Annotated in this window: 15 protein-coding genes; 8 read left to right on the top strand and 7 right to left on the bottom strand. The window is 64.2% G+C overall.

Annotated features, from left to right (window positions below; genetic code table 11):
* Positions 1-45: 45 nt before the first annotated feature.
* The gene (locus CH274_RS03550) at positions 46-1,302 is read right to left on the bottom strand and encodes a reverse transcriptase family protein (protein WP_094656737.1); all 1,257 of its coding nucleotides are present in this window, start codon (positions 1,300-1,302) and stop codon (positions 46-48) included.
* Positions 1,303-1,765: 463 nt separating this feature from the next.
* Here CH274_RS03550 and CH274_RS03545 point away from each other — a divergent pair, with 463 nt between their 5' ends.
* Both CH274_RS03545 and CH274_RS03540 read left to right on the top strand, forming a co-directional pair.
* A complete protein-coding gene (locus CH274_RS03545; RefSeq protein WP_256993464.1) occupies positions 1,766-2,326 on the top strand; it encodes a DUF3558 domain-containing protein in 561 nt (186 codons plus the stop codon).
* A 27-nt stretch (positions 2,327-2,353) separates the two neighbouring features.
* Entirely contained in the window at positions 2,354-2,740 is a 387-nt protein-coding gene (locus CH274_RS03540; protein ID WP_094656736.1) for a hypothetical protein, read from the top strand.
* On the opposite strand, the gene CH274_RS03535 is transcribed toward CH274_RS03540, so the two are convergent.
* The 3 genes from CH274_RS03535 to CH274_RS03525 form a co-directional block, all read right to left on the bottom strand.
* A complete protein-coding gene (locus CH274_RS03535) occupies positions 2,724-3,254 on the bottom strand; it encodes a hypothetical protein (RefSeq protein ID WP_094656735.1) in 531 nt (176 codons plus the stop codon). The two genes, CH274_RS03540 and CH274_RS03535, sit on opposite strands and share 17 nt — an antisense overlap.
* 255 nt (positions 3,255-3,509) lie before the next feature.
* Entirely contained in the window at positions 3,510-4,337 is an 828-nt protein-coding gene (locus tag CH274_RS03530; protein WP_094656734.1) for an SDR family oxidoreductase, read from the bottom strand.
* Positions 4,338-4,503: 166 nt separating this feature from the next.
* Positions 4,504-5,061 (bottom strand): helix-turn-helix domain-containing protein, encoded by a 558-nt coding sequence (locus tag CH274_RS03525; protein ID WP_032397072.1) that lies wholly within the window; start codon positions 5,059-5,061, stop codon positions 4,504-4,506.
* A 66-nt stretch (positions 5,062-5,127) separates the two neighbouring features.
* Between CH274_RS03525 and CH274_RS03520 the strand changes: the two genes are divergently transcribed.
* Genes CH274_RS03520 through CH274_RS03510 form a run of 3 tightly spaced genes read left to right on the top strand, consistent with a single transcriptional unit; the run spans position 5,128 to position 6,914 of the window.
* On the top strand, positions 5,128-5,826 hold the full coding sequence (locus CH274_RS03520) for an AzlC family ABC transporter permease (RefSeq protein WP_045197892.1): 699 nt from the start codon (positions 5,128-5,130) through the stop codon (positions 5,824-5,826).
* The gene (locus CH274_RS03515) at positions 5,823-6,134 is read left to right on the top strand and encodes an AzlD domain-containing protein (RefSeq protein WP_094656733.1); all 312 of its coding nucleotides are present in this window, start codon (positions 5,823-5,825) and stop codon (positions 6,132-6,134) included. The genes CH274_RS03520 and CH274_RS03515 overlap by 4 nt, the downstream gene beginning before the upstream one ends.
* Before the next feature lie 18 nt (positions 6,135-6,152).
* Positions 6,153-6,914, top strand: a complete 762-nt coding sequence (locus tag CH274_RS03510; protein WP_094656808.1) for an IclR family transcriptional regulator — start codon at positions 6,153-6,155, stop codon at positions 6,912-6,914.
* Here the strand turns inward: CH274_RS03510 and CH274_RS03505 are convergent.
* From CH274_RS03505 to CH274_RS03495, 3 genes are read right to left on the bottom strand one after another with little or no spacing between them, the layout of a single operon-like run.
* On the bottom strand, positions 6,888-8,033 hold the full coding sequence (locus tag CH274_RS03505; RefSeq protein WP_045200696.1) for an aromatic ring-hydroxylating oxygenase subunit alpha: 1,146 nt from the start codon (positions 8,031-8,033) through the stop codon (positions 6,888-6,890). The genes CH274_RS03510 and CH274_RS03505 overlap by 27 nt on opposite strands.
* Positions 8,030-9,169 (bottom strand): N-methyl-L-tryptophan oxidase, encoded by a 1,140-nt coding sequence (solA, locus tag CH274_RS03500; protein ID WP_032397068.1) that lies wholly within the window; start codon positions 9,167-9,169, stop codon positions 8,030-8,032. Before solA ends, CH274_RS03505 begins: the two co-directional genes overlap by 4 nt.
* Before the next feature lies 1 nt (position 9,170).
* Complete coding sequence (locus CH274_RS03495; RefSeq protein WP_094656732.1) at positions 9,171-11,603, bottom strand: GcvT family protein; 2,433 nt, start codon at positions 11,601-11,603, stop codon at positions 9,171-9,173.
* A gap of 177 nt (positions 11,604-11,780) precedes the next feature.
* On the opposite strand from CH274_RS03495, the gene CH274_RS03490 reads away from it, so the two are divergent.
* The 3 genes from CH274_RS03490 to CH274_RS03480 all read left to right on the top strand — a co-directional run bounded on the left by CH274_RS03490 (position 11,781) and on the right by CH274_RS03480 (position 14,431).
* On the top strand, positions 11,781-12,116 hold the full coding sequence (locus tag CH274_RS03490) for a bifunctional 3-phenylpropionate/cinnamic acid dioxygenase ferredoxin subunit (protein ID WP_179273657.1): 336 nt from the start codon (positions 11,781-11,783) through the stop codon (positions 12,114-12,116).
* On the top strand, positions 12,113-13,258 hold the full coding sequence (locus CH274_RS03485; protein WP_179275626.1) for an NAD(P)/FAD-dependent oxidoreductase: 1,146 nt from the start codon (positions 12,113-12,115) through the stop codon (positions 13,256-13,258). Before CH274_RS03490 ends, CH274_RS03485 begins: the two co-directional genes overlap by 4 nt.
* 153 nt (positions 13,259-13,411) lie before the next feature.
* Positions 13,412-14,431, top strand: a complete 1,020-nt coding sequence (locus CH274_RS03480; RefSeq protein ID WP_032397363.1) for a DUF5914 domain-containing protein — start codon at positions 13,412-13,414, stop codon at positions 14,429-14,431.
* The last annotated feature ends 1 nt before the right edge of the window (position 14,432 follow it).

Below are 14,432 nucleotides of genomic sequence, written 5' to 3'. Positions count from 1 at the left end.
GCGATCAGAGGATGGAATCCGAATCCCAGGAGCCGATTCGCCGCTTCAGTCCCAATTCACCCGGGATGCCATGCTCAGTAGCTTTGCTCGACGCATTTCGTTCGTTTCGCCTATTCGGGCGATGCGTCCATATACATGCGCCCGAAAGTCGTTGTGGCGATGCCGATTCTGCTCGGCTGGGCCGCTGGCGATGCAGTTGTGCAGCAGTGCCCGGAGAGTGTCGTACTCCTCTCGGGGCACCGCCGGCCACGAGTTGACGACGAGTCCGGTGAGCTGTTGTCGCTGATGAGCGCGCCTGACCCTGGTCTTGTCCGGATGAATCGTGAAGCCTTCGTCGTGGGCGATCTGAGAAACCAACCACAGCAGTCTGTCCACGTCGAGGTCTGGCCCACCGGAGAACGCCAGATCGTCGGCGTATCGGCTGTAGCGGGCACCGACGGACCGGGCAAGCCCGGTGGCCCGGATATCGAGTTGTCGCGCAGCCAGATTCGCCAACGCAGGTGACGTAGGCGCCCCCTGCGGCAGGTGGGTGGCGCGAAGCCGCGCCGCCGTGGGACGGTCCACGCCGACCAACTCACGTGCCGGGGTCACCGTGGTACAGAGCGCGGCAAGATTCGCCGCGACTGTCCGCGGATATCCCACGGCCTCGAAGATCGCGACCACTCGATCGAATCCGATGGACGGAAAGAAGCGTCGAAGATCCACCGAGATCACCACGTCGCGTTCGGAATGCGGCATCGCGAATGTACGCGGACTGCGCGCTTTCGCGAAGCCGTGCGCCGCCGGATGAGCCGGGATCCGATCGAGGATGCGGCGCAGTATTTTTCGTTGAACTTCCCGTAGACGTGGCTTCGGCACCTCGAGCAGTCGGATGCCCTGACGCTTGTCGAGCCGTGCAGATCGATAGTGCTGCAACGGGAACGGCGCAGTGCGAAGCCTGCCCTGCAGATCGGCGAACCATTCGATTTCGGAGATCGTCAGGTCCAGCGACCGCGCGAGCTGACCGGTGGTCTCGTACCGCGGTACCTCGAATCGCCAGGGCTTGTCACTGTTGCGCGTCGGTCTCTGTGACGACACCGACGGCTCCGGAATGAACGGAAGGTCGCGCAGCAGAACGAAGATCGATGCCTCGTCGAACGGCGGACTCGGATACAGATTGATGACCCGATCCGCCAACCACGTCGCTTTGGCCGGGACGAGTGGCTCGAACGCCTCCGCGAGTCCTGATCGCGTCCACTCGGCGTCCGCAGCCAGGCGCGCCAGCGTCGCGGCCGCCTGTGGGGTCAATTCGCGTTCGGTCACAGGCGGTCGTCGATCGGATGCAGTGCCGTGGAATTCAACGCTGTGACATGCAACGGCGCGGGGCGACCGAAATCTTTCGTCCTCGGAGCTGCCAAGCACGCGGAGCGTGCAGACCAGCTTCGGACGCAGTGCTCGATTCTCGTGATGTACCCAGGGGTTACCCCTGAGACCGGTCCCGCGGAACAACTCTCGCCCACGCGCCGCTGCATCCCTCCACCATGCCAAAGGGACGCAGATCTGTCAGCGCGTTGCCCGCAGGACCGTCACGGAAGAAGAGACTCGACTTCGCCCATGAGGTCGGAGATCTGCGGCCGAATCTGCTGGTTCACCAGCGTCCACCGCGCGCGACTACCCGCCGATCGACTGCGATTCCGAACGCCGAGGTTCGCAGCGAAGGTACTGGAACCGACAAGAGCCGGGCCGCGTCCAAGGACGTAGACGTCCGCGAGAAATGGGTGAGGCAATGCGCAGGGCACGACAATTGATACCGGCGATGGCGGTGCTGGTGATCGCCGCGGGCTGCTCGAACACCACCGATGATGACGCCGTCGCCGACGCGACATCAAGTGGGGCGGCCAGTACGACCAACCCCGCACCGACGCCCTGGGACCCCTGCACCATCCCCGACGAGGCCATCGAACGAGCGGGATTGAACGTGGACACCAAGGAATCGGGAGTCTTCGGGCGGGATCAAAACGGTTTCAAGATTTGCAGCTGGGAGACGCAACCTCCGAGCAGCGAGTACATCTTCTCGATATTTGTCGGACTGGAAAGCATCGAATACATCGACGATCCGAGCTACTTCGACCGCCTCCAACCTGTTCGAGTGGGCACGCGTGACGCCACCCAGTACCAACAATTGTCTGCTGACGCGTCCCGAAACTGCGGTGTCGCCTTCGCAGCCGGGCCTGAACTGATCAGAGCCACAATCATCACCAGCGCGTTGGTCAAGAACCCGCTGTACGCCCCGTGCACGGAGCTGAACTCCCTGGTCGCAGGGCTCGACTCGGATCTTCCCAGCTAAATCCATCGACTGAGAGACGCAGAAATCGTGACCGAAGCCAGGCCAAACCTCATCGCACACTGGGAAGACCTCAACGCCCAAGCCGACGCCGGCACCATCACCATTCCCCCCGACGTCGCCGCGAAATGCGACGCGGCATGCGCTGCCTACCTCATACACCTCGCCAAGATGCAAGCTCAAGCAACCCAGTTGACCGAAGTCAAGTCCTGGGGCGACCTCAAGTCTGCCCAGGATTTGCAAGGCAAATTCCTGCGTCTCGCCACCGGCACCGATCGGTCTCTCGATGCCATTCTTCAGCAGCACATCGAGGTCATCGAGTCGATGCGGATGCTCTTTCGGCGCTACTTCGACGAGACGGCCGACACCGATGAACTGACGTCGTCGAACATCACGGCGCTCACTCCGAAGAATTGATAGACGGCAACACTTTTCGACGGACTTCGACCTCGCGTTTGTCGTTGTCCAGTCGCCGTTCGACCGGCAGATAGCCGTGTGAACGCCACCATCCGATGCTCTCGACCATGCTGACCATCGGACCCACGAACACATGGGTCCACCCCTGCGCCGCAAGCCTGCGCTCGAGCTGCGCCAGCACCGGATTCGCCACACGATCGAGGCCCTCGTCCGCGTCGACGATCAGACTCCCCACCCATGGCTGTCCCTCGCGCGGATGCGGAACAAGCAACGTCATCGCCCCCACGACTCGTTCTGCTACACGAATCACCAAACAATGGGAGTTCTCCATAACCGTGTTGTGCCACAGGAACTTCTCGACATCCTCCGTGGTGAATGCGGTGACACCGGTGTGCAACGTACTCGCGTCGAGGAACTCGGGATTGCTGTTGAACACCGCCAGGAGGTCCTCAGGACCATCGCTGCCCTCGACCTCCCGGACCGCATACGAACCCACGTCGAATCGGATTTTCATCACGCCACGATAAGTCCACTACCCAATCCACGCCCTTCATCGTCATTCACGCCCGCTACAGGCGGTGTGAATCCCCACGAGGGGCGTGAATCCGCGCGCAAGCACTTCTGGCAGGCGATGCGTTTGCAGGCAGCTACCCGCAAGACGGTCGTGCTTCGCAACCCCTACCTCGAAGAGGCGTCGACGCCAACCTGCCACGGTCCGAAGCCGAAGTCGCTGCAGCTCGAGTCGACTTCTGCTGGTCCCTGGGAAGAATCAGCCTCCGTGTGCCTCGACGGCCACGGGCTGCCATTCGCGCCAGCTCGCGAGCCTCGACTCGTAGTCCTTCGTCGCGATCTGCAGCGGAGCCTCGCCGAAAAAGACTCGCAATGGCGGCTTTTCGGCGTCGACGACCTTGAGCAGTGCCGACCGTGTTGCACTCGGATCACCGGGAGTCGCCTGTCGGGCACTGCGCAGTTTCGCAGCCTTGTCCCGAATCGGGTCGTAGGCCGCGATATCGGTGGACTTCTTCGCGGACGGGCCGGACCAGTCGGTGGAGAACCCACCCGGCTCGATCAGCGTCACGTGAATACCGAAGTCCTCGACCTCCTGGGCCAACGCCTGACTGAATCCTTCGAGGGCCCACTTGGAGGCGTGGTACGCACCGACATTCGGGAACGCGGAGATTCCGCCGATGGACGACACCTGCAGGATGTGGCCACTCCCCTGCTCACGCATGAACGGCAGGGCCGCCTGCGTCACCCACAGCGCACCGAAGACGTTGGTCTCGATCTGCGCGCGGGCATCTTCCTCGGAGAGTTCCTCGATCATGCCGAACTGGCCGTAGCCGGCGTTGTTGACCACGATGTCGAGCGAACCGAACTTGTCGTAGGCCTGCTGCACAGCCGCGAAGTCGGCCGCGCGATCGTTCACGTCCAGTTCGATCGGCAGGATGGCGTCGCCGTACTGCTCCACCAGGTCCTTCAATGTGTCGGTGTTGCGGGCGGTGGCCGCTACCCGGTCACCGCGCTCGAGCGCTGCGATCGTCCACTCACGACCGAAGCCCTTGGAGGTGCCGGTGATGAACCATGTCTTCGCTGCCATGAATCTCGTCCCTTCGCTACACGGACAGAAGTAGCGACGACGCCCGCTGCAAACGCCTCTCGGCGAGTGGTCGCTCGAAGCGACAAATGGGGTGAGGCCCGGGGCTTGCCAAGCGGACGCCGTCAGAGGTTCCAACGAGACACCCCCGCCGACTATTCCCCACCCGTCAGCTGTGTTCGGTGATCATCACTGCCATGGTGTTCGGCTCCAACGCTTCGAAGATATGCGGCACATCGCCGGGGTAGGCCACGTAATCGCCCGGAGCCAGCTCGACGGCCTCGCCGAGTGGCCCGACCATGGCTCGTCCCGCGCTGAGCACCACGTGCTCGACGACACCCGGCGAATGCGGATCCGAACGCCTAGGTTCGCCGACGTCCGCGCTGATCAAGTAGATGTCTCGGCGGGCGTTCGGCGGAGACGACGCCAGAAGGGTCGCCGTGTAGTCCGCTCTGTCCGACGCGAATCTCGGCCCCTCCCCCGCACGGATCAGGCGGACCGACTGCTTCGCGGGCTCGACCAGCCTGGAGAACGGCACGTCCAGCGTCACGCTGAGCGCCCACAGAGTCTCCAGGCTCGGATTTCCGGTACCCGATTCCAGTTGCGACAAAGTCGATTTGGCGATGCCGGCACGGCGGGCGACTTCTGCGAGAGACAGGCCGACGCGTCGTCGCTCCTGCTGGAGAGCGGCAGCGATGGCCGCAATCGGTGGACCGGTATCCGCCATTCGTTCACTCCATCGGTACGTCCGTTTGATTTGACGAACAGACTAACAGGGTCCACTATAACGACCATGCGTTCGACATGGCGAACCCTGCAGGGGGTCAACATCCGCGACATTGCGTTGGTCTGCTTGGCCGACGCCTTGGTCGGGGCATCGTTCGGTGCCATCTCCGTAGCCGCGGGCCTGCCACTGTGGCTTCCGGTCGTGATGTCACTGGTGGTCTTCGCGGGCTCGTCCCAGTTCATCTTCGTCGGAATTCTGGCGGCCGGGGGAAATCCCGTTGCCGCTGTGGCCAGCGCGTTGCTCGCCAACATCCGACTGGTTCCGCTCGGCTTCTCCATCGGCGAGGTGTTTCGGAACGTCGCACCACTGAAGCGGCTACTCGGCACTCACCTCATCACCGACGAGGCAGTGGCCTTCAGCGTGGCCGAACACGACGAGGGCAGCCGTCGAACAGCGTTCTGGGTGTGCGGGATCGGACTGTTCGTCACCTGGAACATCGGCGTGGCGATCGGCACCCTTGGCGGTGGAGCGATCAGCGATACCGCCGCACTCGGTCTCGATGCCGCATTCCCGGCGATTCTGCTGGGACTGATCATGCCTGCGCTCCGAGACCGGGCAACCCGCAACGCAGCCCTCGCCGGCGCGTGCATTGCGCTCGTCGCGTCGATGTTCCTGCCCAGCGGACTACCCGTTCTCCTGGCACTGATCGCCGTCGTACCGGCCATGCTCTCCAATACCCCTGCCGCACAGAAGGAATCCGCATGAGCCTCACGATTCCCCTGCTCGCGTTGATCATCGGCACCTACGCGCTCCGCATCGCCGGCCCGGCACTCCGCACCCGAGTCACGATCTCCCCTCGCATGGACAAGGTGATGACCACCGCAGTCGCCGTCATCTTCGTGGCACTGGTCGCCACCTCGACGCTCCTCGTAGGCAAGGACTTCGCCGGATTCGCGTTACCCGCAGGAGTAGCTGTCGCTGCCGTACTCGCCTGGCGACGAGCGCCGTTCGTGGTCATCGTTCTCGCCGCAGCCGCCACCACTGCGGGGCTTCGATGGGTCGGCGTCGCCTGAGTCTGCAACACTGGGTTGGTGTCCGAGTCCCCTGTTCAGTCCGTCGATCGCGCGATCGAGGTGCTCGAATACCTTGCCGACCACGGTGAATCCGGCGTGCAGGACGTTGCGGCGCACCTCGAAGTGCACAAGTCCACGGCGTTTCGCCTGCTCAGCGCACTGGAGTTTCGCCGACTCGTCGAACAACCAGGCGAGCGCGGCAAGTATCGCCTCGGCATCGGTTTGATCCGCCTCGCCACGTCGGTATCCGCGCAACTCGACATCACCCGCATCGCCCGACCGATCCTGCAGGAACTCGCCGACACCATCGGCGAGACCGTCAACATCGCTGTGCCGGACGGCAACGTCACCGTCAATATCGATCAGGTCCGCGGCGGTTCGTCGATCATCAGTCACAATTGGCTCGGTGAGAGATCTGCTCTGCATGCGACGTCCAGCGGGAAAGCACTGATGGCGTACGACGACTCGCTTCTGAAAGCCGGAGTCGACGGTCATCTCGAACTGTTCACCGCCAACACCATCACCACCAAGACCGATCTGCTCGACGAGATCGAGACGGTCCGGTCCACCGGAATCGCCTACGCGCGCGAGGAGTTGGAGATCGGACTGAACGCGACAGCGGCCACCATCCTCAGCTACGACGGCTCCGCGGTGGGTGCGATCACCGTCTCGGGCCCCGCCTACCGACTTGACGAGGACCGCCTCACCGCGGCAGGGGTGTCCGTTCTCGCTGCTGCACAGCGCGTCTCGACGCTATTGGGTTGGTCCGGCCAAACGTGATCCGACCCAGTCGTGAAACGCCCTGATGTGATGCTCCGCCGGCACCAGCACGCCGCCGTCGCGATACATCCGTGACGACATCGCCGGCTGGCACCGCTCGCACGCCTCGAAGTCCTGCTCGTTGACGCGATGGAACAGCTCCACACTCTTGTCCATCGTCGCCGCGCTGTGCGGATCTGCCACGACTGCAGGGGCATAGAGCCAATCGCATTCGACGACCGTTCGATCGACGGACATCGGGAACATGCGATGGATGATGACGTGGTCGGGAACCAGGTTGACGAACACCGTCGGCCTGATCGTGATGGCGTAGTACCGTCGATCCCGATCCTCCCCTACCCCGTCGAGGGCGTCGAATCCGTGGGAGCCGTCGACGGTGAAGCCGGCTATGTCACTGCCGAACTCTGCACCGTGCCCCACGTACGTCTGTGCTGCCATGCCGTCGGCGAACTCGGGTAGCACCTCGGTGAGCTCGGGATGAATCGTGGCGCAGTGGTAGCACTCCATGAAGTTCTCGACGATGAGCTTCCAGTTGGCCTTGACGTCGTAGACGATCCGGCGCCCGAGGGCGAGTGATTCCACGTCGTACGAATCGATGGCACCCACACCTCCGAGTCGTTCGCGAACGTCGCCCTGCACCGTGTCCTCGAACGACGGGGCCTCCTCGGCAACGCACACCCAGACGTATCCGAGCCATTCCCGGACATGCACCTTCCGGAGCCCGTACTCCACCCGATCGATCATCGGCATATCGATCAGGTTCGGAGCTGCGATCAGCTTGCCGTCGAGATCGTACGTCCATGCGTGATAGGGACATTGAAAGTTTCGACGCACCGTGCCCGACGCCTCGGTGCACAGAGTCGCGCCGCGATGTCGGCAGATGTTGAAGAACGCGGTCACGCCGCCCTTCCGATTGCGGCTGACCAGGATCGACTCTCGACCGACCTGAACCGTGCGGAATTTTCCGGGCTCTGCGATGTCGTCCGATCTGACGGCGCAGAACCACATCTGCTCGAAGATCTGCTCCTGCTCGCGAACGAAATATGCTGGATCGACGTATGTTTCGCCGCCCAACGTCGGGAGCAGAGTGGGCTGCAGTTCGGGATCGACCATGGTCATGCCGACACCGCGCATCTCGCCGGGTCGAACAGCGCTATCGGGTGTGACGTGGCCCCGTCGATCGCGAGGTCGGCCAGAACCTCTCCGATGACGGGAACGAACTTGAACCCGTGGCCCGAGAACCCGCACGCCACGGTGACATTGGCGTGGTCCGGATGCTTCGCCAGTACGAAATGCTCGTCCGGCGTCGTGGTGTACATGCAGGTCCTCGCATCCAGGTGTGGTCCCGACAGTGCCGGGAACGTGGTGACGATGCGCTCCTGCAGTCGAGCGATCTCTTCGGGATGCACTGTGCGGTCGATGGTGTCGGGATCACACGGTGTCCCGGCGCGGAAGAACGAGATCTTCACACCGCCGCCGTCCCCGTCGATGGCCGGAAAGCCGTAGATCTGATCCGGCCCGTCCCCGCAGATATAGACGGGGTGGTGCGAGCTGTCGAAGGCCGCTTCGCCCGATTCCGGGGTGACCCAGTGCATCACCTGCCGTTCGACCACCAGCGGTACGCCGATCTCGGCCAACAGCTGCGGTGCCCACGCTCCCGGTGAAATGACCAGCGCTCCAGCAGTGTACGTTCCGGCCACCGTGGTCACGGTCACCGAGGAGTCGGTGGATTCCCAACCGAGCACCTTCTCGTCGTAGCGCAGTTCGGCACCGGCAGCCTCGGCGAGATCGAGATGTGCGGCCACCGTCGTCTCCGGTCGCGCGATGCCCGCCTTCTCCTCGAACAGGGCGAACTCGTCGGACCTGAGTCGGACCGTCGGGAACCGTCGCTGCGCCTCGGCAGGGTCGAGTACGTCGTGCTTCAGACCCCACTTCTCCGACGCCCGCAGGCTTCCGCCGAACGTGAGCCCGTCGGGCCTTCCCACATAGAGGCCACCGGTTTCGGTGAACACATCGCGCCCACTGTCCGCGGCGAGGTCGTGCCACAGTTCGTACGCGCGCAGGAGCAACGGCACGTAGGCCGGGTCCTCGAAGTACGACTGCCGGTAGATGCGGGAGCCGCCGTGACTCGATCCCAGCGCATGCGCCGGTCCGAATTGGTCGATACCCAGCACACGCTGCCCGCGTCGGGCGAGGTGACAGGCGGCAGCGCTGCCCATGCCACCGATACCGAGGACGATCACGTCATACGTCATGTCAGCACCTGATCTTGTTCATGTCGGGATCCACCAGCGGTTCGGCCATGACCGTCGCGGGGAGCATGTCTCGGAAGTACTGCACTGCAACATGATCACCGGGTTGCAGCCCTGCCGGTAGCCAGGCGTAGGCCACCGTCCTGCCGACCGTGTATCCGTACGCGGCGCTGGTCACGTACCCGACCACGGTGCCGTCGATCAAGACCGGTTCCTTGCCCATCACCACGTGCGACGGGTCGTCCAACGTCAGGCAGGTCAACACCGGTCCGCCGCGTTCGTCCTGCAGCGCCGAGGCTCCGATGAAGTCGCCCTTGGCCTTTCGTACCGCAAACCCGAGCCCCGCCTGATACGGATCGTGTTCGGTGGTCATGTCGGTACCCCACGACCGGTAGCCCTTCTCCAGTCGGAGACTGTTGAACGCACTGCGCCCTGCGGCCACGACGCCGTGCGCCTGCCCGGCCTCCCACAGCGTGTCCCACAGGCGCAGTGCGGTATCGGCGTCGGTGTACAGCTCCCAGCCGAGCTCGCCCACGTACGACAGTCGCAGCGCCAGGACGTCGACCCCGCCGACATGAATGGTCCTACCGTTGAAATACTTCAGCCCTGTGTGCGAGATGTCGGCCGAGGTGAGCGGAGCCAGCACCTCCCGCGCCAACGGTCCCCACAGACCGATACAGGCGGTGGCACCGGTGATGTCGCGAACGTACACATCACTGCCGGCATGGCGCAGCATCCAGTCTTCGTCGAGCGGACCGTTCACTCCCACTTGGAACCGATCCTCGGCAACTCGGGCGACGGTCACATCGCTGCGAACACCACCGGTCGCGTCGAGCATCAGTGCGTAGGTGACGCTGCCGACCTTCTTGTCGAGCTGGTTGGTCGTCAACTTCTGCAGCAGCGCGAGCGCACCGGGTCCGCCGACCTCGAGGCGTCGCAGCGGCGTCATGTCGTACATCGCCACCGCCTCGCGGGTGCGCCAGGCCTCGACGGCGCTGATCGGTGACCAGAACTTCGCCGACCACGGCTCTCGCTTCGGTGCCTGCCACTGTTCCGGAAGTTGTTCGAGCAGAACGCTGTTCGACTCGTACCAGTGCGGTCGCTCCCAGCCGGCACCGTCGAGGAACATCGCGCCGAGCTCCTGCTGACGACCGTAGAACGGGCTGACGCGGAGCGGTCGCGGTTCCACCTTGGGCTGCAGTGGGTGGATGATGTCGTACACCTCGACGAAGTTCTGCGCACTGGTGCGCGCCACGTTCGACGGCACCAGGTCGGTCTTCTCGAATCGGTAGAGGTCGCACTCGTGCATGTCGATCTCGCTGTGCCCGGTGATCATCTGCTCGGCGAGCGATTTCGCGACGCCGGCAGAATGCGTCACCCAGATCGCCTCGGAGACCCAGAGCCCCTGCACTTCTCGTGATTCTCCTACGATCGGTGCGCCGTCGGGTGTGAAGGAGAAGATGCCGTTGAACGCGTGTTGTATTTTCGCGTGTTCGAGCGTGGGAAGGAGCTCGGTGCTGCGCTGCCAGGCGTCGGCGAAATCGGCTTCGGTGAACGGCATCGACGACGGCATGTTCTGCGCGGTCACGTTCTCACTGGAACCGAGTTCGCGAGAATCGACGGGCATGGGACGGTGGTGGTACGAGCCTATTCCCAGGTGATCGCCGTGTTCGCGGTAGTAGAGCCGCTCGTCCTGATGACGGAGGATAGGCAGAACCGCTTCGGTACGAGCTCGACGCGACGGTAGGTCCAACTCGGTCGTGTGCGCGTACTGATGCGCCAGGGGCTGTAGCGGCACCGTCATACCGAGAAGCTCGCCCAGCTCCGGCCCCCAGAATCCGGCGCAGCAGACGACGATATCGGCCTCGAAGGTGTGCTCGCCCGCCCGCACGGCCGTGACTCGACCGTTGCTCCGGTCGATCGACGTGACGTCCATGCCGCCGATGAAGCGCGCACCGCGGGCGGTGGCCTGCTCGGCCTGCGTCGCGCTGGCCTTGACGGCCTTGGCCAGTCCGTCGTCGGGGGTGTGCAGGCCGGCGAGTATGCAGCCGCGATCGAGCAGGGGGTAGAGCTCGAGGCACCGTTCGGCGTCCACCACCTCCGACTGCAGTCCCCAGGACGTGGCGAAACCGTGGCGTCGATGCAGTTCGTCGACGCGCTCGGGCGTCGTCGCCACCTCGAGGCCACCGACGCCGAGGAAGCAATCGAGGCTCTTGAACTTGGCGGCCGTGTAGGCCGCGAAGCGCGACATCGATCGGGACGAATTGGTGGCGAACACCAGGCCCGGCGCATGCGAGGTGGAACCTCCGGTGAGCGGTAGCGGGCCCTTGTCCAGGACGGTCACGTCCGTCCAGCCACGTGCGGTGAGTTCGTCGGCGAGGCTGCAGCCGACGATTCCGGCACCGACGATCACAACCCTCGGGATGCTCGAGGACATGACACGCTCCTAGGGGGTGTACGTCGAGTTGATTTAGTTGCACAATACGAACTGCACTTCGTATAGCGCAACAGATTCACACGATCGAAACTCGAGCGTTCCATCGCCGCAACGGGGTGATCCCACGCTGGGTACAACACGAGCACTGCACACCCTCAGGTCCCCGGAGGCCCGACCATGACCGCAACGTTCTCCACCCGCGTCCTGCTCGACGTCGGTCGCGCCGAGGATCTCCCCGACGGCGAGGCCCTGCGCATCACCCCGGCCGGAGCACCGCCGATCGCGATCTTCAACGTCGAAGGTGAGTTCTTCGCCATCGACGACACCTGCACCCACCAGGACGCCTCATTGTCCGAAGGCTGGGTGGAGGATTGCGCCGTCGAATGCCCGCTCCACACAGCATGTTTCGACCTACGCACCGGAGCGGCACTGGGTGCTCCCGCGAAGATCCCCGTACGTACGCACGCCGTACACGTCGAGGACGGAGTCATCCGCATCGCGGTCACTCCGTGAAGTCGGTGACAGTGGTCGGAGCCTCGCTCGCCGGGGTGGCCGCAGCCCGCGCACTGCGCGATCAGGGTTTCGACGGCCGCATCACGATGATCGGCGACGAAGTGCACCTGCCGTACGACCGACCGCCACTGTCCAAGAGTTTCCTTCTCGGTGACGAATCCGCATTGTCACTCGACATCGACGGTCTGGACGTCGAGTGGCGTCTCGGTTGTGCGGCCACCGGCCTGTCGGGAACCACGGTCTCGACCGCATCCGGCGATATCGGTGCCGACGCGGTGGTGATCGCAACCGGAGCTGCGGCCTGCCGGCTCCCCGGCACCGTCGGGATCGACGGAATTCATGTGCTGCGCAGCCTGGACGATGCGCGTGCGCTGCGGTCTTCGCTGTCGTCGGGAGTTCGGGTCACGGTGGTCGGAGCCGGGTTCATCGGCAGCGAAGTCGCATCCACTGCAGTAGGAATGGGCGCTTCGGTGACCGTCGTCGAAGCCTCGGAGACTCCGCTCGCTCGCGTGTTCGGCAGTGAGCTGGGCTCACTCATCGCCGGGTGGCACCGCAACGCCGGTGCGGCACTGCTGACCGGAGTATCGGTAGCCGGATTCGTCGTCCAGGCGGGCCGGGTACGTGCGGTGGAATTGGCGGACGGTTCGATGATCGAGTCCGACGTGGTCCTCCTCGGCGTCGGTTCGACGCCGAACGTCGGCTGGCTCGACGGATCCGGCCTGGACATCCACGGCGGAGTGGTGACCGATCACCGCGGCATCACCTCCAACCCAGCCGTCGTCGCCGTCGGGGACTGCGCTGCAGTGCGCGATGCCTCCGGGGTGATTCGGCGCGACGAACACTGGACCTCCGCCGCAACCCGCCCTGCCGTCGCCGTCGAGGCACTGCTGACCGGTGGGTCCAAGGGGTTCACCGGACTGCCATACGTGTGGTCCGACCAATACGCCGCGCGAATCCAGTTCGCCGGACATCACGGACCCGACTGCATCGCCGACATCGTCGAGGGCGACCCCACCACCGGGCCCTTCGTCGCTCTCTACCGACACAACGACCGCCCGGTCGCCGTTCTCGCGGTGTCCTCGCCGCGATCCTTCGGCAAATGGCGCCGTCAGGTGGTCGATACCTCGACCCTGATGACCTGACCGTTCCCTGTTTCCTTCCGCCGACGGCACCCCCCAGGTCCACTCGATGTGACATTGACCCCCGAAAAGGCCACCGAATGTCACATTGAGTACCCACCAACGGGAACAATGGTGATCGAACACGGGAATCGATTGTCGACTTTGGGAGCAGCAATGACCGCGCTGGATGCAGTACGACGACGGTGGCCGAAGACGATGCCGCTGCAGCCGCTGCCGTCGGAGTCGTGGGCCAAGCAGGAGCCCACTTGGAAGGGTGCGAATCCGCAGGTCATCGAGTCTGCTTTGAAGCGTGCGAAGACGCGGACCTCGGGCAACTGGTTCGTGTTCGCTGCCAGTCGTGACGTCAAGGCCGACAAACCGTTCGGCAGGTATGTCGGCACCACCGAATTGGTGGCCTGGCGGGACTCTGCGGGCAAGGTGCACATCGGGCCGGGTGCCTGCCCGCATCTGGGCGCTGCGTTGGATACCGCGAAGATCGAATGCGACACATTGGTCTGCCGCTGGCACGGTCTTGCGCTCGGGCCGAAGGGCAAGCCCGGTTGGCGTCCGGTGCCCGCGTTCGACGACGGGGTTCTGGTGTGGGTTCGGCTCGACGAGCTCGGTGGTGAGGAGCCGACACCCGTCCCTGTGGTTCCGATCCGCCCGCCTGCTTCGACTGCCATCGCCGGTGTGGTCACTCTCGTCGGCAAGTGCGAGCCCGACGACATCATCGCCAATCGACTCGACCCCTGGCACGGTGCGTGGTTCCACCCGTACTCGTTCGCACGGCTGAAGGTGGTCAGCGCACCTACCGACATCGATGTGCCCGAGGAGGACGATCGCTTTCTCGTCGATGTGACCTTCCGCGTCAGTCGTGGCATCGGTGTTCCGGTGCGGGCCGAGTTCGTCTGCCCCGGTCCCCGCACCATCGTGATGCGCATCCTCGACGGTGAGGGAGCGGGCAGCGTCGTCGAAACCCATGCGACGCCGTTGGCCCCCGCACCCGACGGCACACCGCGTACCGCCGTCATCGAAGCCACGATCGCAAGTTCGGATCGACCGGGATTCCAGATGGCGCGCAAGGCGTCCGGTCTCCTGCGACCGGCGATGAACTTCACCGCTGCACGGTTGTGGAAGGACGATCTCGATTACGCCGAGCGACGCTACGAGTTGCGTTCGCAGGGCCGGGCTTGAT

Origin of the sequence: Rhodococcus sp. 06-418-5 (assembly GCF_002258285.1) — a bacterium.
GTDB lineage: Bacteria > Actinomycetota > Actinomycetes > Mycobacteriales > Mycobacteriaceae > Rhodococcoides.
This window is presented reverse-complemented; position numbering and strand designations above follow the sequence as displayed.